Source organism: Ruminococcus sporogenes, from assembly GCF_054655175.1.
On sequence record NZ_BAAHOA010000001.1, the window covers coordinates 645079 to 663012 of the forward strand.

The window sequence follows — 17934 nt, forward strand, 5'->3', positions numbered from 1 at the left end:
TTTGTTTATGATTTATTATAATTCATTATGATGGATAAACTGGTAAAGCTATTTCGTAATCTTCTTCGTTTACGCCTCTCATTATGGCGTCTATTAGATCCTGGTGCAATACGACGTTTCCGTTTTGTCTGTCAAAAAGAGCGAACGCTTCGCCGCCGTCGATTCCGTCAAAGCCGTTATCCCACCAAATAGGCAGAATTCCGTTTTGACGTGCTGCTTTTGTTACATACTCTACATAATATCTTCTTGTATCGCTATATCCGGCTTTATTATTGACAGCTCCGTATTCACCCATTATAACCGGAATGCCATTGTCAGAAAACGTTGTTTTTAATCTGCCGAATATATCGTCAACCCATTCCTCCTGACCCCATCTGTCGTTTGTCGGACCGCCTTTGCCCCATGAATTTCTACCCTCGCCTGCAAAACTCCACGGATCGTAAAAATGAAATTCAGCCATTATCTTATTCTCTGCTGTGTCGTCTGGTATCTGTAAACCGCTGATCGCATATTCGGCGTTTGTATTATATGCCTGAACGATTAATATTCTCTGCGGATTATTTCCGCCGCCTGCGCGAACGGTATCCACAAAGCTCTGGTTAAGCTTGTTTGTGAGCTGCAAATATGCGTCGGCCGGCTTGTCGTAGCCTTTATGTAACTCATTCATTCCGGCAAAAAGAAGCTTTTCGTCATAGTCCTTAAATCTGTCGGCAATCTGCGTCCAGAGAACTGTAAATTTCGAGATCATCTCAGCTTCGTCAGTCGGCTCCGGGGTAAGCCAGGATGACGAGGTATCGTTACCGTCATGATGTATATTAATAATCGCGTACATACCATTGTCAATAACATAATTAACTACTTCTTCAACGCGGTTCATCCATTCCTCGTCTATTTTATATTCCGGCGCTTCTGAGAAATGTCCCATCCAGGTTACAGGAATTCGGACGGTGTTGAAGCCTGCTGATTTTACAGCGTCAATAAGTTCTTTCGTTACAATCGGGTTTCCCCATGAGGTTTCGGAAGAAAGACCGCTGCCGACTGAGTCAAGACTGTTTCCAAGATTCCAGCCGACCTTCATATCGCTGAATACGTCGGCTGCTGTAATAGAGCTGATATCCTTTTTAGCGTCTGATTTAGAATCTGAATCCGAACAGCCGGCTATTACTGAAAAGCCGAGAATTACAGCCGCTGCCGCAGACAGTATTTTTTTAAATTTCATTTAATAATCCTCCGTGATTTTTTATAAAGTAATTATAGCAAATTAATTTTATTTGCGCAATATAAAATATTATAGCATTGAGCTTAATTTCAAAGCTGCTTCAAATGTTGATAATTTTGTTCTGAATACTGTTATACCGTATTTTTCAGCAGTAATTATAAATTCATTGTCCTGCGGTATATTTTCCGCTATTACTATGCAGGATGCTTTTTTCTGATATGCGACAGCAAGAGTATTTATATTCGATATAACAGTAACAAGGATCTGGTTTTCCTTCAGCTTTCCCAGAGCCATGCTCAGAAGATCGCAGCAGTATATTCCGGAAATCTCCGGATTCCTTCCGTAAGAAATCTGTATAAAATCAGGTGATTTATTTATATCGCATGGTTTCATCGGATATAGACCTTCATAATAATTTGAGTGCCCTCTCCGACCTTTGAATGTACAGTCATTTCATCGGTATATTTTTTCATATTAGTAAATCCCATACCTTCGCCGAAGCCCATTGAACGAAGATTCTCATCGGCGGTTGAGTATCCTTTTTGCATTGCCGCTTCAACGTTTTCTATTCCCGGACCTATATCGGTCAGATTCATTGTAATACAGTCGTCGGTAATTTCAACTGTGATATTGCCGCCGTTGGCATGTATTATCATATTTATTTCACCCTGATAAAGAGCAAGGGAAACGCGTCTAATAATTTCAGCGTCAAATTTAAGCTCTCTGAGCTTTTCCCTTATATCGTCGGATATTTTTCCGCCGTTTTCAAAATCGCCTGATTTGACTTCATATTTAAAAATCTTATTCACTATTTAAGCTCCATGTTTAAAAAAAATTTACAGTCTTATTATAGCAAGAAATTAATATGATGTAAAGTATAATCTGAGAATGAGCGATAATATATTTATCAAGGAGGCAATGTATATAGAACAGAGATTGTAGAATTTTTAACGATTTTGTGGAAAATTGACAAATAATTAAATGTTCATTAGTGAGATATTCGAATGGATTTTAAAACTGGTTTATGTTATAATTAAAAAGCATGGGTATACGTTGATCATATACTTAATTAACCAAGGAGGTCCAATAATGAGTAAAAGTACAAACGCAGTTCCTTTTAACGGTACTGCCGCTCAGGAAGCAGAGCTGCTGAAAGTGATTGCTGAAAAGAAAGATGACAGAGGCGCTCTGATGCCTATTCTACAGAAAGCGCAGGATATTTACGGCTATCTTCCTATTGAGGTTCAGACTATTATTTCCAATGAAATGAATATTCCGTTAGAAAAGATTTACGGAGTAGTGACGTTTTACTCGCAGTTTTCACTTAATCCTAAGGGTAAATATCAAATATCCGTCTGTCTTGGAACGGCTTGCTACGTTAAAGGCTCGGGCGATATTTATAACAAGCTTCAGGAAAAGCTCGGTATCGAGGGCGGCGGATGTACTCCGGACGGAAAGTTTTCCCTTGAAGCGTGCCGCTGTATAGGCGCTTGCGGCCTTGCTCCGGTTATTACTGTTAATGACGAGGTTTACGGCAGACTTACTGTTGACGATGTAGATGACATTCTTAAAAAATATGCCGATTAATTATGTTTTCTGAAATTTCCCGGCATCTTCTTGATATATTTCACAATTCTGCTGAAGCAAAGGCGACTCTTGTCAGTATTCGTATTTATTCGAATAAATGTGCGGGACTTCTTACAGTGGAGGTTGCGGACAATGGTACGGGAATCGCAAAATCTGATCTTGAATCAGTTACCGATCCGTTTTTTACTTCAAGACAAAACAGAATAACAGGTCTTGGAATCCCGTTTTTCAAGCAATCTGCGGAATGTACGGGAGGTACGTTTGAAATTTTATCTAACTGCGGGAACGGCGTTTTTATAAGAGCTGTTTATAGTACGGATCATGCCGACTGTCCGGTTATCGGAAATCTAAGGGACGATTTGGCGGCAGCGGTTTTGAATGAAAACGCGCCCGATATAAGCTTTTTCTTTCAGTCGGATGGTAAAAGGCTTGAGTTTGATACGCGTAAAATGAAAGAGGAAGGTCCGGCGGATAATTATAGCTTATGGTATAGAATTAGAAGATATTTTGAGGAAAATTCGGAATTTTTAAATATTGACAGTTACGGCAGAAAAATTTTTCGTTATAAGGAGGAAAAAATGAAAATAGAAGAATTAAACGCTATTAGAGATAAAATGAAAGCTCAGGTTACTCTAAGAGCAGAGGATCCCGACAACACAAAGATTGTTGTCGCCATGGGGACATGCGGAATTTCAGCCGGTTCGAGAGAAGTTCTTACAGCTTTTGCAAACGGAGCAGCTGAAAAAAATCTTGCAAATGTAACGGTTACACAGACAGGCTGCATTGGAATGTGCCAGTATGAACCGATCGTTGAAATATATGAAAAGGGAAAAGATAAGGTTACATATGTAAATATGAGCGCCGATAAGGCGGCCGAGGTTATTGAGAAGCATCTTATCGGAGGACAGGTTGTGTCCGAATATACCGTCTGATAGTATTATTGTTTTATCCTATTGACTTGCAATAAATTGCTGTCAAAAATATGACATGCTGAAAGGAAATTAAATTATGTATCGTTCACACGTTTTGATTTGCGGTGGTACAGGCTGTACTTCATCCGGTAGCGCTGCAATTGAAAAGGCGCTTGTTTCTGAAATCGCAAAAAACGGACTGACCGAAGAAGTGCAGGTTGTCAAAACAGGCTGTTTCGGTCTTTGCGCATTAGGTCCGATTATGATAGTTTATCCGGAAGGAACTTTCTATTCAATGGTTAAAGAGGAGGATATCCCCGAGATCGTTGAAGAGCATCTTCTTAAGGGAAGGGTAGTTACAAGACTGGTTTATCAGGAAACCGTTACCGATAACGGAATTAAGTCTCTTCAGGAAACTGCATTTTATAAAAAGCAGAATCGTGTTGCTCTGAGAAACTGCGGTGTTATTAATCCTGAAAATATCGAAGAATACATCGGAGAAAACGGTTATCAGGCTCTTGCAAAGGTTCTTACTGAGATGACCCCGGAGGATGTTATACAGACGATTCTCGATAGCGGTCTTCGCGGAAGAGGCGGCGGCGGTTTCCCAACGGGTATGAAATGGAAGCTTGCCAGAAACATTGTAAAGGACGCGGATCAGAAATATGTTTGCTGTAATGCAGACGAGGGAGATCCGGGCGCATTCATGGACCGTTCAGTGTTAGAAGGAGATCCTCATGTAGTTTTGGAGGCAATGGCAATCGCAGGATATGCAATAGGCGCAACACAGGGCTATATTTATGTCCGCGCCGAATATCCGATTGCAGTTGAGCGTCTTGAAATAGCAATTAAGCAGGCGCGCGAGTATGGTCTGCTCGGTAAAAATATCTTTGGCACTGATTTTTCATTTGATATAGGCTTGAGACTCGGCGCCGGCGCTTTCGTATGCGGCGAGGAAACAGCTCTCATGACTTCTATCGAAGGAAACAGGGGAGAGCCGAGACCAAGACCTCCGTTCCCGGCTGAAAAGGGTCTTTTCCAGAAGCCGACTATACTTAATAATGTTGAGACATATGCGAATATTCCGCAGATAATATTAAACGGCGCTGATTGGTTTGCTTCAATGGGTACTGAAAAGTCCAAGGGAACAAAGGTATTCGCATTGGGCGGTAAGATACATAATACGGGACTTGTTGAAGTTCCTATGGGTACTACTCTGAGGACAGTTATTGAAGAAATCGGCGGCGGTATTCCAAACGGGAAAAAATTCAAGGCTGCACAGACAGGCGGTCCTTCCGGAGGATGCATACCAGCGGAGCATATGGATATACCGATAGATTATGATAATCTTATAAGTATAGGTTCAATGATGGGCTCCGGCGGTCTTATCGTAATGGACGAGGACAACTGTATGGTTGATATTGCTAAATTCTTCCTTGAATTTACAGTAGACGAATCATGCGGAAAATGTACGCCTTGTCGAATAGGAACAAAGCGTATGTATGAAATGCTTGATAAAATAACCAGAGGTCAGGCTACGCTTGAAGATATTGACAAGCTTGAAGAGCTTTGCTATTACATTAAGCAGAATTCTCTCTGCGGACTTGGACAGACAGCTCCGAATCCGGTTCTTTCTACATTACGTTATTTCAGAGACGAATATATTGCTCACGTAGTTGATAAGAAATGTCCGGCTGGAGTCTGCAAGCATCTTCTCAGCTTCGAGATTGATCCTGATAAATGCAAGGGCTGTACGATGTGTGCAAGAGTATGTCCGGCAGGCGCAATAAGCGGAGCCGTTAAGACGCCTCACGTTATTGACAAGGATAAATGTTTGAAGTGCGGCGCCTGCATAGAAAAATGCAAATTCGGCGCTATCACCAAGAAATAGTGGAGGAATCGGAAATGGAATATATTAATCTGAAAATAAACGGTGTGGAAGTTTCCGCGCCAAAGGGCTCTACAATCCTTGAAGCTGCCCGTCTTGCAAACGTTGATATTCCTACACTTTGTTATCTAAAGGATATCAATGAAATCGGCGCCTGTCGCATCTGCGTTGTAGAGGCTAACGAGGGACGCGGATTCAGGATAGTAGCTTCCTGTGTTTATCCTGTCAGCGAGGGTATGGAGGTTTTGACAAATTCTCCTAAGGTTATTGAATCCAGAAGAAAGACGTTGCAGTTGATTCTTTCGAATCACGACAGAAAATGTCTTTCATGCGTAAGAAGCGGAAACTGTGAGCTGCAGAAGCTTGCAAGAGATATGGGCGTAGATGATGAAAGCGTTTACGACGGCGAAAAGAATAAATATGATATTGATAATTCCGCAGCTCATATGTTCAGGGATAATAATAAATGTATTCTTTGCAGACGCTGCACAGCAGTCTGTGAAAAGGTTCAGGGAATCGGAGTTATCGGCGCTAATGAGAGAGGATTCAAAACGGTTATAGCCAGCCCGTTTGATATGGGGCTTGGAGAAACAAGCTGCGTTTCCTGCGGACAGTGTATCGCTGTTTGTCCGGTTGGCGCGATATCTGAAAAGGACAATACAAACGAGGTATTTGCCGCACTTGCAGATCCGTCTAAGCATGTCGTAGTACAGGTGGCTCCTGCTGTTAGAGCGGCGCTAGGAGAAGCGTTCGGTCTGCCTATAGGAACTGATGTCGAGGGAAAAATGGCGGCAGCTTTAAGAAAGCTCGGCTTTGATAAGGTGTTTGACACAAACTTTTCCGCTGATCTGACCATTATGGAAGAGGCTCACGAATTTATAGACAGAGTTAAAAACGGCGGAAAGCTTCCGCTTATTACTTCTTGCTCACCGGGTTGGGTTAAATACTGCGAGCATTACTTCCCCGATATGACTGAAAATCTTTCAAGCTGTAAATCGCCTCAGCAGATGTTCGGAGCTATTGTTAAGTCATATTATGCTGAAAAGGAAGGAATTGATCCTAAGGATATAGTTTCCGTAAGCGTTATGCCTTGTACGGCAAAGAAATTTGAAATAGGCAGAGATGACGAGGACGGCGCCGGATATCCTGATGTTGATATAGCTATTACTACCAGAGAGCTTGCAAGAATGATCGAACGTGCAGGTATTCAATTCCTTGCTTTGCCCGATGAAAAATTTGACGATCCGCTGGGTGTTTCGACCGGCGCGGCGGTAATATTCGGCGCTACGGGCGGAGTAATGGAAGCCGCGCTTAGAACTGCGGTCGAAGAGCTTACCGGAGAGGAGCTTCCGTCAGTAGATTTTGTAGATGTTAGAGGAACCGAGGGTATTAAGGAAGCATCCTATGACGTAGCAGGTATGAACGTAAAGGTAGCGGTTGCCAGCGGTCTTTCAAACGCAAGAGAACTGTTGAACAAGGTTAAAAACGGTGAAGCCGATTATCAGTTTATAGAAATAATGGGATGTCCCGGAGGATGCGTAAACGGTGGAGGACAGCCTCAGCAACCGGCAAGCGTTAGAAACTTTACCGACATTAGAGCGTTGAGAGCTAAGGTACTTTATGATCTTGACGAAAGCAGAGAGATCAGAAAATCACATGAAAATCCGGTTATCAAGGAACTATATTCAAATTATCTTGGCGAACCGGGAAGTCATAAGGCTCACGAATTACTTCATACAACATATGTAAAGAGAAGCGTAAATTAATAATAAGACCGGATACTTAAATGAAAGTATCCGGTCTTATTGCTTATATAAAATTTATTGAAATTGATTTATAAGAACTCCCGTGTAAAATACACGGGAGTTAAGCGTTATTTAGGAAGCAGCGCCCTTGCGATTTCTATGGCGTCATAAAGGTCGACTGTGCCGTCCATATTAAAATCGGCAATAATCATTTCTTCGTCTGTAAATGTTCTCAATCCCATAATAGCTTTAGCGATTTCAATGGCGTCATAAAGATCAATTTTGCCGTTGCCGGAAATATCGCCAAGAATTGTTTCGGTATATTCTATTAATAAAACAAATTTTCTGTCATACGTTTCAGCATAAGCCTGAGCCGTTGAGTTTTCATAGCCGTAGATTGTAGCTGTTTCCCAAATTGTATTTTTACCATTAGAAATTTCACAATCAGGGTTATTTATTGCAATGCTTTTTAAGCTTGTACAATCCTTAAATGCCCAGGTTCCTATTTTTGTAACACTTTCGGGGATCGCTATGTTTGTTAAGCTTTTGCAGCCTTCAAATGCACACTCTTTTATTGAAGTTACTGAATCCGGAATTATTATATTTAATAAGCTTGAACAACCGGCAAATGTGTTAGTGTTAATTATATAAATGACGTCAGGAAGTTTAACGTTTGTTAAGCTTGTACACCCAGAAAATGTACCGGATAATCCGGTTAATGTAACGCTGTCAGGAATATAAATGCTGGTTAAGCTTGTGCAATCCTTAAATGCGTTTAATCCTATATAAGTAACTGATTCAGGAATGCTAATGCTGGTTAAGCTTGAACAACCGGTAAATGTGATATTTTCTATTTTAGTAACTGAATCGGGGATAGCTATACTTTTTAAATTTGTACAGAGGTAAAACGCTCCTATTCCTATATAAGTAACCGATTCAGGAATATTAATACTAGTTAAATTTGAACAATTACAAAATGAATACCTATCTAGTGATTTTACACCGTTAGGTATATTGAAATTTTTCAATGATTTTCCGGCAGGGTATTTAATTAATTCGGTTTTATTTTTATCAAATAACAATCCGGCTGAACTGCTGTAATATTTATTATTTTCTGTTACGTTAATATCTGTTAAACTTTTACACCCATAAAATGCAGATGAACTTATATATACAACATTATCAGGAATGTTTATGCTTATTAAGCTTAAACAATCCTTAAATGCCCATATGTTTATTTGTGAAATGCTTTCAGGGATAGTTATGCTTGTTAAGCTTTCGCAATATGCAAATGCATAAATTCCAATTGTCGCAACAGGAAGTCCCTCGATTTTTGCGGGAATATCCACCTCTACTGCAGATCTTTTACAGCCGCTTATTGAAATATAATCATATGTTCCGTCGCCGTTCAAATCAACCTTAGTATAGCTTAAATCGCCGTAGGTGCCGGAATCCTCCGCTGAGGAGGAAAACGGCATAATGCCTGATATTGCGGCGCAGCAAGCGATTGCCGTAATAAAACTTAAAGATTTCTTTATGAGCTTCATAACGTCTCTCTCCTTATTTTTTAATTATATTTTACCATTAAATGATTATAATGTCAATACAAATTACAATTTAATTCCTGACAATCAAATTTATTTACAAAAACTCACGTGTAAAAATACACGGGAGTTAAGCGTTATTTAGGAAGCAGCGTCCTTGCGATTTCTATCGCGTCATAAAGGTCGACTGTAACGTCCTTATTAAAATCGGCAATCAGCTTTTCCTCTTCAGTAAAGGTTCTCATACCCATAATAGCTTTAGCGATTTCAATTGCGTCATAGAGATCAATTTTGCCGTTGCCGGAAATATCGCCGATATCTTCTATCGCAACAAATCTTTTGTAATACCGTTCAGCATAAGCCTGAGCCGTTGAGTTTTCATAGCCGCATATTACAGCAGTTTCTGGAATAGTATCTTTATCATTAGAAATTTCACAATCAGGGTTATTTAATGTTATGCTTTTTAAGCTTGTACAATTGTAAAATGCCGAATTTTCAATAGAAGCGACCGAATCCGGAATGGTTATGCTTGTTAAATTTGAACAATTATAAAATGCACACTCTTTTATTGCAGTTACTGAATCCGGAATTATTATATTTAATAAGCTTGAACAATCTCGGAATGTATTACCGCTAATTATATCAATGACGTCAGGAAGTTTAATGTTTGTTAAGCTTGAACAATTGTAAAATGCCGAATTTCCAATAGAAGCGACCGAATCAGGAATGGTTATGCTTGTTAAACTTGAACAATTATAAAATGCAAAATTTCCAATAGAAGTAACCGAATCAGGAATAGTGTATTCTGTTCGTTCATTTCCAATTGGATATGTAATCAATTCCGTTTTGTCTTTATTAAATAATACTCCATTTAAACTTGAAAAATATTTATTGTTTTCAGATACAGTTATACTTGTTAAACAATTGTAAAATGCATGATCTCCGATAGAAGTAACCGAATCAGGAATGGTTATACTTGTTAAGCCTGAACAATTGTGAAATGCATGATCTCCGATAGAAGTAACCGAATCAGGAATGGTTATACTTGTTAAGCTTGAACAATTATAAAATGCATGATCTCCGATAGAAGTAACCGAATCAGGAATAATTATGCTTGTTAAGCTTGAACATTTGTAAAATGCACGATCACCGATGGAAGTAACCGAATCAGGAATTGCGTATTCTGTTCGTTCATTTCCAATTAGATATGTAACCAATTCAGTTTTGTCTTTATTAAATAATACTCCATTTAAACTTGAAAAATATTTATTGTTTTCAGATACAGTTATACTTGTTAAGCTTGAACAATTGTAAAATGCATGATCTCCGATAGAAGTAACCGAATCAGGAATGGTTATACTTGTTAAGCCTGAACAATTTTCAAATGCAAAATCTCCAATAGAAGTAATCGAATCAGGAATAATTATGCTTGTTAAGTTTGCGCAACCATTAAATGCACTACTTTCAATTTCAACTACAGGTATATCCTCAATTTCTGCCGGAATCTCAATCTTTGTTACTGATTCGTTACAGTCGATTATTGCAATATAATCATATATTCCATTGCCGTCTGAATCTGAGTTAACATATCTTAAGTCGCCGTATGTTTTCACAGATTCCTCCGCTGAGGAGGAAAACGGCATAATGCCTGATATTGCGGCGCAGCATGCCGCTGCCGTAATAAAAGTATAAATCTTTTTAACCAGCTTCATAATACATCTCCCTATAAATATTATAATTATATTTTACCATTAAATGATTATAATGTCAATATAAATTACAAAACTCTGAAATATGCTAAGGATTTCAATAGTTGGATTTAAAAGGACTTGAAAAAGTCTTTTCTTTTTTAAAATTTTGTGTTATAATATTAAAGATACATTTTCAGCTTTGCTGTATGTATACAGCAGAATGGAGTTCTTATATGGCTATTTATTCATTAGGTATTGACGTAGGATCAACGACAGTCAAGACCGTTATTATTAATAATAATAAGGATATTATATATTCTGAATATCAGCGGCATTTTTCTAAGGTCAAAGAAGCTGTCAAGGAACAGCTTGAAATTATTGCCGAAAAATTTCCTGACGATACGTTCAGGGTTTGTATGACCGGCTCTGCCGGTTTGGGACTTGCAAACGGAGCGGAGATTCCTTTTGTTCAGGAGGTAAATTCAGCGTTTATAGCTGTTAAGGAACGCTTTTCAGATATTGACGCTGTAATTGAGCTTGGCGGAGAGGACGCAAAAATCATATTTATGACCGGAGGAGTCGAGCAGAGAATGAACGGCTCCTGCGCGGGAGGCACCGGCGCTTTTATTGATCAGATGGCTACCCTTCTTGCAGTTACGGTTACAGAAATGGATCAGATGTCGCTTGACGCTCAAAAGGTTTATCCTATTGCTTCAAGGTGCGGCGTTTTTGCAAAATCTGATATACAGCCGCTGCTAAATCAGGGGGCTGAAAGAAAAGATATCTGCGCAAGCATATTTCAGGCCGTGGTTGATCAGACAGTATCCGGACTTGCACAGGGAAGGACGATCGAGGGAAAGGTACTGTTTTTAGGCGGTCCGCTTTCATTTTTAAAGGGACTTCGCAGAGCCTTTATAAATACTCTTCATCTTAAGGAAGGAGAAACTGCTCTTTTTCCCAAGGAAGCGCCTGTATTTGTAGCGTTAGGCTGCGCGCTGTTTGCTCAGAACGGAAATGAAGAATTTTCAATAGACAATATTATCAAAAGAATAGAAAATTCAAAAACTGCCGGAGGAGTAGTTACCGGAGAGCCTCTTTTTAGGACGCAGCGTGAATATGAAGAATTTATAGAAAGACATAAACAGCACGATTTAAAATATGCCGATTTGCATACATACGAGGGCGGAGCCTATTTGGGCGTTGACGCCGGTTCTACCACAACAAAGCTTGTTCTTATCACTGAGGACGGAAAGCTTCTTTATCAGCATTATTCTTCAAATCAGGGACAGCCGCTTGATAAAGTAGTATCTAAGCTAAAGGATATTTACAGTCAGATAAATCCTGGGATAGTAATTAAGGGTTCGGCAGTTACCGGTTACGGAGAGGAGCTGATAAAATCAGGATTATCTATAGATTTCGGAATTGTGGAAACAGTAGCTCATTTTAAAGCGGCGTCTTATTTTTGTCCTGAGGTTGATTTTATAATTGATATAGGCGGACAGGATATAAAATGCTTTAAGATAAAAAATCACAGCATTGACAGTATAATGCTTAATGAAGCTTGTTCCTCCGGCTGCGGATCGTTTATTCAGACCTTTGCTCTTGCACTGGGCTATGACATATCCGACTTTGCCCAGCTTGGACTTATGGCTGAACATCCCGTGGATTTGGGATCACGATGCACAGTCTTTATGAACAGCAGCGTCAAACAGGCTCAGAAGGACGGTGCGACTGTTGAGGATATTTCCGCAGGATTGTCGTCTTCAATTATAAAAAACGCTATCTATAAGGTTATACGCGCAAGATCTCCTGAGGAGCTTGGTAAAAATATAGTTGTTCAGGGTGGAACCTTTTTAAACGACGCCGTTTTAAGAGCCTTTGAAAAAGAAATGGGCAGGAACGTTATAAGACCTGCTATATCAGGTCTTATGGGCGCGTTCGGCGCCGCGCTTTACGCAAAGGAAAAATCAAAAGGAATATCTTCAATAATTTCAGGCGCGGATCTCCAGAATTTCAGCTATACCTCGAAATCAGCGCAGTGCGGGGGATGCACTGCCAAATGCAGCCTTAATATTATAAATTTTGGAAACGGACGCAGGTTTATATCCGGAAACAAATGCGAAAAGGGCGCCGGTAAAACTAATTCAAGCGGAGACGAAAGTCTTTATGAGTTTAAATATAAATATGTATTGGATTTGTTTAAAAACAGCTCCGGTTCAAAGGCAAGAGTCGGAATACCTCTGGCTTTGAACTTCTATGAGCTGATTCCTTTCTGGAAAGCGTTTTTTGAAGAGCTTGATATGCAGATCGTATTTTCAGAGGAAAGCTCAAGAGATACCTATTATAAAGGACAGCATACAATACCGTCAGATACGGTCTGCTATCCGGCAAAGCTTGTTCACGGTCATATTGAAAGCCTCCTTGAGAAAAATGTCGATTTTATATTTTATCCCTGTATGAGCTATAATCTTGACGAGGGAGAAAGCGATAACCATTTCAATTGTCCTGTGGTCGCTTATTATCCGGAGCTTTTAAAGGCAAATAATCAGCGTCTGAACGACGGTAACTTTATTCATCCATATCTTGATCTAAACCGTGAAAAAAATGTTGTATCTGTTATGACAGACGTTCTTACCGGATACGGCGTTAAAAAATCTCAGGTAAAAATTGCGGTTAAGAAAGCCTTCAGCGCTCTTTCCGATTACAGAAATGAAATTTTCAACAAAGGAAACCGGATTATAAACAGGGCGCGGGAAAACGGTCAGAAGATAATTGTTCTTGCCGGACGTCCTTATCATATAGATAAGGAAATAAATCATGGAATACACAAGCTTATAACGAGTCTTGGCATGGCAGTAGTTTCGGAGGACGCGGTATTTCAGTACGGTCATTATCCCGATCCTCATGTTTTGAATCAGTGGAGCTATCATGCAAGATTATACAGAGCGGCACAGTATGTTACCACACAGCCGGATATGCAGCTTGTACAGCTTGTTTCATTCGGGTGCGGTATTGACGCTATAACAACTGACGAGGTCAGGGAAATTCTTGAATCTAAGGGTAAGCTATATACCCAGCTTAAAATAGATGAGATTAATAATCTGGGAGCTGCGAAAATAAGATTGAGAAGTCTTGTTGCGGCAATGGACGAGAGATAGAGTAAGAATAAAACACAGCCTCATATACGGTTTAATATTTTACCGATAGAAATAATAGCGTCGGCTGTGAAAGAAAGGGGATTTTTATGGATTATCCTGTCTTTAAAGAAGAAATGAAAAGCAGCTATACAATTCTTATACCGGATATGCTGCCGATCCATTTCAAGCTAATCATAAATATTCTAAAAAAGTACGGATATCACGTCGAGCTTTTACAGACGTCTACCAGAGCGGTTGTTGACGAGGGATTAAAAAATGTTCATAACGACACCTGCTATCCGGCTCTTCTTGTTATCGGGCAATTTATAAACGCTTTAAAAAGCGGAAAATACGATGTTAATAGAACGGCGCTTATGCTTACGCAGACGGGCGGCGGCTGTCGTGCTTCAAATTATATACATTTGCTGCGCAAAGCTTTGAAAAAGGAATTTCCGCAGGTTCCGGTTATTTCTCTTAATTTAAGCGGACTGGAAAAGGGAAGCGGTTTATCGTTGACGCTTCCGTTATTGATTAAGGTTGTATATGCAGTTTTTTACGGCGATCTGCTAATGTCGCTGTATAACCAATGCAAGCCTTATGAAATTCACAGTGGTGAATCGGAAAGCGTCAGAGAAAAATGGCAGGAAAAGTTAACCACAATATTTGATAAAAGAGAATTTATTAAATGTAAAAAATACTGCCGAATGATTCTTGAGGATTTTGATAAAATAGAGCGTACCAAAGAAAAAAAGATCAGAGTCGGAATAGTCGGGGAAATATATGTAAAATATTCTCCGCTTGCTAACAATCATCTTGAGGAATTTCTGCTTTCAGAAGGGTGCGAGCCTATAGTACCGGCGCTTATGGAATTTGTAATGTATTGTCTTGCCGGTTCTGTTGCTGACGGCAAGCTTTATCAGACTAAGAATAAAAAGACGCTTATCAGCAAAATAGGATACGACTTTATTCATATGATCCAGAAAACTATAATCAAAACGATTAACGAGCACGGCGTTTTTGAAGCGCCCCATGATTTTGAGCATATAAAAAAGCTGGCTGATAAATATATAAGTCAGGGCGTCAATATGGGGGAAGGCTGGCTTATTCCGGCAGAAATGGCTGCTCTTGCTGAAACCGGAACCGAGAATATAATCTGTGCGCAGCCGTTTGGCTGTCTGCCTAATCATATTGTTGCAAAGGGCATGTCAAGAGTTATAAAAGAGGCATATCCCGGCGCAAATATAGTAGCAATCGACTATGATCCCGGCGCTACCAAGGTAAATCAGGAAAACAGAATAAAGCTTATGCTGGCTAACGCTAAAAAGTAAATAAAAAGCTCTGATATGATTATCAGAGCTTTTTATGTATTCTGTTAATATGTTAGTCTGTTTCTTTGGAGAATATCTTTAATTTCTTCTGTATCTCCGTAGGTTCTGATAAGGTGGTAGCCGGTTTTTTCACAGACTTTATTTACGAAATCGTCGCGTTCTTTCCTTGCAGGCAAATCATGAGATCGGTCGTCAAGCTCAATTAAAAATAAAACCTCCATATTATCAGGATTTATAAGAGCAAAGTCAATATGCTTTGAACTGATTTTCGGAAAAAATCTGCCAAATTCTTTTGTTTTATCAGTATCAACTTCTATAAGATCGGCAAGCCTGACCTTAGCAATTATACCATATCCGTATTTGTCTGTAACAGGTTTCAGCTTTTTATAGAAATTCCATTCATTTTTAGTAAGCAATAGCTTTTTTCGATAAGGAAGGAAGCTTCCGGAATTTCTCTTTGAAAGGCACAGCCTATATATAAAGTATAATATAAGAATAATAACAGCAATAGCGGCAATCTGTTCAGGCTTCATTGATTGTCTCCTGTTTTTTTAACGGCTTCGTCGAGAATACGGTCTGCCGCTTCTTCCTTAGTCATAATAGGAAGCTCTTCTTCAAAGCTTTTGGTTATAAGCGTAAGGACATTTGTATCTGTACCGAATCCTGCGCCTTCAATTTTCAGATTATTTGCCGCAATCATATCGCAGCCCTTTTTATAAAGCTTTTTTCGTGAATTTTCAATAAGATTTTCTGTTTCCATGGAAAATCCGCAGATAAACTGATTTTTTTTACGATTTTTACATACGGCGGAAAGTATATCGTCAGTTCTTTCCAGATTAATTGTTATAGTCTGTTCTGATTTTTTGATTTTATCTGTCTCTGCTTTTATTGGTCTGTAATCAGCAACTGCGGCAGCCATTATAATTATATCGGCGCTGCTTGAATATTTTATTACTGCATTATACATTTCAAGCGCGCTGAGTACATTAATTGTATTGACAAAAGGCGGCGGCTCAATGCTTGTTCTTCCGCTGACAAGCGTAACTTCGGCTCCGCGCAGCATTGCTCTGCATGCTGCCGCATATCCCATTTTCCCGGTAGAATGGTTTGTTATAAATCTTACCGGATCAATTGATTCCGAGGTGGCTCCCGCAGTAACAAGTACTTTTTTTCCACTGAGATCTTTTTTACATGCCGTTTCTTTCAGAATATAGGATAGCAACGTTTTTTCAGACGGCATTTTACCCGTTCCGCTGTCGCCGCAGGCGAGCCTGCCGCTATCTGGCGGAACGACCGTCCAACCGTACTCCGCAAGCTTTTTAAGATTATTCTGTACAACCGGATTCAGATACATGTTGGTGTTCATGGCGGGAGCAACGATTTTCGGACATCTGCATGCCAGAGCGGTTGTTGTAAGCATATCGTCGGCAATACCGTATGCAAGCTTTGCAATTACGTTTGCGGTTGCAGGGGCGATTAGAAGAACGTCTGCTTTTTTGGCCGCTGAGATATGTTTTACATCAAATTCAAACATTCTGTCAAACGTATCTGTCATGCATTTACTGTTTGTCAGAGTTTCAAATGTGAGCGGAGATATAAATCTGCACGCATTTTCCGTCATCATTACGTTTGTATCCGCATTAAGCTTGACAAGCGAGCTGCACAGGCCTGCAATTTTATAGGCGGCTATTCCTCCTGTAATACCAATCAATACTGACTTTCCGTTAAGCATCTGTTTTCCTCCCGTGCTTATTAAATATTATGTTCAGCCCCTTTAGAAGAAGTTTTTTGTCGATTATAATTTCGTTTCTGCAGAAAGGAATAATTTTACCTGCGTTTCCTCCGGTGGCTATTATTTTAGGTCTATATCCAAGCTCTTCGGAGAGCCTTTCGCATACACCGTCTATACATGAGGCAGTTCCGTAAATAATTCCGCTTTCGATGGATTCGGACGTATTTTTGCCTATTATAGATTCCGGCGGCGAGCCAAGCTTAATTTGAGGAAGCAGAGCCGTATTCTTTATAAGAGAATTCAAGGCTGTCGTTACTCCCGGAAGAATCATACCCCCGATAAATTCCTTATTCTTATTGACAATTGATATTGTTGTGGCGGTTCCCATGTCAATTATTATAATCGGCGCACCATATTCGTAAACTGCTCCGACCGCGTCTGCTATGCGGTCGCTGCCAACCCTTTCAGGCTTATCAGTCTTTATTACAATACCGGAAGCGGTAATATTACTTACTATAAGAGGCTCTATTCCAAATTCTGAAATAATTATATTTTTTATCAGACCTGTTAAAAGAGGAACGACAGAGGAAATAACCGCGCCTTCTATTTTGCTTACTTCCCAAGCTTTAATAATACGGGTTATTCTTTCCAGATAATCGACCTCAATTTCGGATATGTCAGTCATGATTTTTTCGTGCGTTAATATTTTTCCGGAATTTATAAGGCCGACAGCTACAGTCGTGTTTCCGATGTCAACGGCAAGTATCATTTGATTTCACCGTGAGTTTCGTAGCGAAATATCTTATCTATTCTGTTTTTTTCATCAGTCAGCACAACCTTAGGTCTGAATGTTTCAGCTTCCTTTTCATTCATCTGAGCGTAAGCCATTATTATAACGATATCTCCTACTGCGGCGCATCTGGCGGCGGCTCCGTTCAGGCAAACTACGCCCGAATTCGGTTCTCCGCATATGACGTATGTTTCAATGCGGCTGCCGTTAGTAACGTTTACAACCTGAACCTTTTCATATTCAAGGATACCGGCGGCTTTCATTAATTCTGAATCGACGGTTATACTGCCGACGTAATTCAGATCGGCTTCCGTTACTCTTGCCCTGTGTATTTTTCCTTTAAGCATCGTCAGAGTCATATA

The 17934-nt window shown here is 39.8% G+C and carries 15 protein-coding genes; 6 read left to right on the forward strand and 9 right to left on the reverse strand.

The genetic code is table 11. From position 1 onward, the window contains the following. Positions 1–25 precede the first annotated feature (25 nt). The 3 genes from ACYQ0N_RS03475 to ACYQ0N_RS03485 form a co-directional block, all read right to left on the reverse strand. On the reverse strand, positions 26–1219 hold the full coding sequence (locus ACYQ0N_RS03475; protein WP_177532609.1) for a glycoside hydrolase family 5 protein: 1194 nt from the start codon (positions 1217–1219) through the stop codon (positions 26–28). Positions 1220–1288: 69 nt separating this feature from the next. Next, complete coding sequence (locus tag ACYQ0N_RS03480; RefSeq protein ID WP_177532610.1) at positions 1289–1612, reverse strand: DRTGG domain-containing protein; 324 nt, start codon at positions 1610–1612, stop codon at positions 1289–1291. Continuing rightward, positions 1609–2028, reverse strand: a complete 420-nt coding sequence (locus ACYQ0N_RS03485; protein ID WP_460161854.1) for an ATP-binding protein — start codon at positions 2026–2028, stop codon at positions 1609–1611. Before ACYQ0N_RS03485 ends, ACYQ0N_RS03480 begins: the two co-directional genes overlap by 4 nt. 280 nt (positions 2029–2308) lie before the next feature. On the opposite strand from ACYQ0N_RS03485, the gene ACYQ0N_RS03490 reads away from it, so the two are divergent. The 4 genes from ACYQ0N_RS03490 (at position 2309) to ACYQ0N_RS03505 (ending at position 7371) form a co-directional block, all read left to right on the forward strand. After that, positions 2309–2806, forward strand: coding sequence for an NADH-quinone oxidoreductase subunit NuoE family protein (locus ACYQ0N_RS03490; protein ID WP_177532611.1), 498 nt, complete (start codon positions 2309–2311; stop codon positions 2804–2806). Positions 2807–2808: 2 nt separating this feature from the next. Next, entirely contained in the window at positions 2809–3738 is a 930-nt protein-coding gene (locus ACYQ0N_RS03495; protein WP_460161855.1) for a (2Fe-2S) ferredoxin domain-containing protein, read from the forward strand. Between the two features lie 76 nt (positions 3739–3814). Next, positions 3815–5608: an NADH-ubiquinone oxidoreductase-F iron-sulfur binding region domain-containing protein gene (locus ACYQ0N_RS03500; RefSeq protein ID WP_177532613.1), complete on the forward strand. Its 1794-nt coding sequence runs from the start codon at positions 3815–3817 to the stop codon at positions 5606–5608. 14 nt (positions 5609–5622) lie between these two features. Further along, positions 5623–7371, forward strand: coding sequence for an NADH-dependent [FeFe] hydrogenase, group A6 (locus tag ACYQ0N_RS03505; RefSeq protein WP_460161856.1), 1749 nt, complete (start codon positions 5623–5625; stop codon positions 7369–7371). Between the two features lie 107 nt (positions 7372–7478). Here the strand turns inward: ACYQ0N_RS03505 and ACYQ0N_RS03510 are convergent, their stop codons facing one another. Together ACYQ0N_RS03510 and ACYQ0N_RS03515 are read right to left on the reverse strand one after the other, a co-directional pair. Beyond that, entirely contained in the window at positions 7479–8897 is a 1419-nt protein-coding gene (locus ACYQ0N_RS03510; RefSeq protein ID WP_460161857.1) for a leucine-rich repeat protein, read from the reverse strand. Between the two features lie 134 nt (positions 8898–9031). Continuing rightward, positions 9032–10606: a leucine-rich repeat protein gene (locus ACYQ0N_RS03515; protein ID WP_460161858.1), complete on the reverse strand. Its 1575-nt coding sequence runs from the start codon at positions 10604–10606 to the stop codon at positions 9032–9034. Between the two features lie 212 nt (positions 10607–10818). Here ACYQ0N_RS03515 and ACYQ0N_RS03520 point away from each other — a divergent pair, with 212 nt between their 5' ends. Further along, a complete protein-coding gene (locus tag ACYQ0N_RS03520; protein WP_460161859.1) occupies positions 10819–13743 on the forward strand; it encodes an acyl-CoA dehydratase activase-related protein in 2925 nt (974 codons plus the stop codon). An 86-nt stretch (positions 13744–13829) separates the two neighbouring features. Beyond that, positions 13830–15050 carry a 2-hydroxyacyl-CoA dehydratase gene (locus tag ACYQ0N_RS03525; RefSeq protein WP_177532136.1) on the forward strand — a complete coding sequence of 407 codons (1221 nt, stop codon included), beginning with the start codon at positions 13830–13832 and terminating at the stop codon, positions 15048–15050. A gap of 44 nt (positions 15051–15094) precedes the next feature. On the opposite strand, the gene ACYQ0N_RS03530 is transcribed toward ACYQ0N_RS03525, so the two are convergent. The 4 genes from ACYQ0N_RS03530 to panD are packed head-to-tail and all read right to left on the reverse strand — an operon-like array spanning position 15095 to position 17931. Next, positions 15095–15583, reverse strand: a complete 489-nt coding sequence (locus ACYQ0N_RS03530) for a DUF2726 domain-containing protein (protein WP_177532135.1) — start codon at positions 15581–15583, stop codon at positions 15095–15097. Beyond that, a complete protein-coding gene (coaBC, locus tag ACYQ0N_RS03535) occupies positions 15580–16782 on the reverse strand; it encodes a bifunctional phosphopantothenoylcysteine decarboxylase/phosphopantothenate--cysteine ligase CoaBC (RefSeq protein WP_177532134.1) in 1203 nt (400 codons plus the stop codon). Before coaBC ends, ACYQ0N_RS03530 begins: the two co-directional genes overlap by 4 nt. Then, positions 16775–17551: a type III pantothenate kinase gene (locus ACYQ0N_RS03540; RefSeq protein ID WP_177532133.1), complete on the reverse strand. Its 777-nt coding sequence runs from the start codon at positions 17549–17551 to the stop codon at positions 16775–16777. Before ACYQ0N_RS03540 ends, coaBC begins: the two co-directional genes overlap by 8 nt. Next, positions 17548–17931, reverse strand: coding sequence for an aspartate 1-decarboxylase (gene panD / locus ACYQ0N_RS03545; protein WP_177532132.1), 384 nt, complete (start codon positions 17929–17931; stop codon positions 17548–17550). Before panD ends, ACYQ0N_RS03540 begins: the two co-directional genes overlap by 4 nt. Positions 17932–17934 lie beyond the last annotated feature (3 nt).

Coding starts and splice junctions, on each gene's coding strand:
- ACYQ0N_RS03540 (WP_177532133.1), bottom strand. CDS start 17,551: ATGATACTTGCCGTTGACATCGGAAACACGACTGTAGCTGTCGGCCTT.
- ACYQ0N_RS03480 (WP_177532610.1), bottom strand. CDS start 1,612: ATGAAACCATGCGATATAAATAAATCACCTGATTTTATACAGATTTCT.
- ACYQ0N_RS03510 (WP_460161857.1), bottom strand. CDS start 8,897: ATGAAGCTCATAAAGAAATCTTTAAGTTTTATTACGGCAATCGCTTGC.
- ACYQ0N_RS03495 (WP_460161855.1), top strand. CDS start 2,809: ATGTTTTCTGAAATTTCCCGGCATCTTCTTGATATATTTCACAATTCT.
- panD (WP_177532132.1), bottom strand. CDS start 17,931: ATGACTCTGACGATGCTTAAAGGAAAAATACACAGGGCAAGAGTAACG.
- ACYQ0N_RS03525 (WP_177532136.1), top strand. CDS start 13,830: ATGGATTATCCTGTCTTTAAAGAAGAAATGAAAAGCAGCTATACAATT.
- coaBC (WP_177532134.1), bottom strand. CDS start 16,782: ATGCTTAACGGAAAGTCAGTATTGATTGGTATTACAGGAGGAATAGCC.
- ACYQ0N_RS03530 (WP_177532135.1), bottom strand. CDS start 15,583: ATGAAGCCTGAACAGATTGCCGCTATTGCTGTTATTATTCTTATATTA.
- ACYQ0N_RS03490 (WP_177532611.1), top strand. CDS start 2,309: ATGAGTAAAAGTACAAACGCAGTTCCTTTTAACGGTACTGCCGCTCAG.
- ACYQ0N_RS03500 (WP_177532613.1), top strand. CDS start 3,815: ATGTATCGTTCACACGTTTTGATTTGCGGTGGTACAGGCTGTACTTCA.
- ACYQ0N_RS03520 (WP_460161859.1), top strand. CDS start 10,819: ATGGCTATTTATTCATTAGGTATTGACGTAGGATCAACGACAGTCAAG.
- ACYQ0N_RS03515 (WP_460161858.1), bottom strand. CDS start 10,606: ATGAAGCTGGTTAAAAAGATTTATACTTTTATTACGGCAGCGGCATGC.
- ACYQ0N_RS03475 (WP_177532609.1), bottom strand. CDS start 1,219: ATGAAATTTAAAAAAATACTGTCTGCGGCAGCGGCTGTAATTCTCGGC.
- ACYQ0N_RS03505 (WP_460161856.1), top strand. CDS start 5,623: ATGGAATATATTAATCTGAAAATAAACGGTGTGGAAGTTTCCGCGCCA.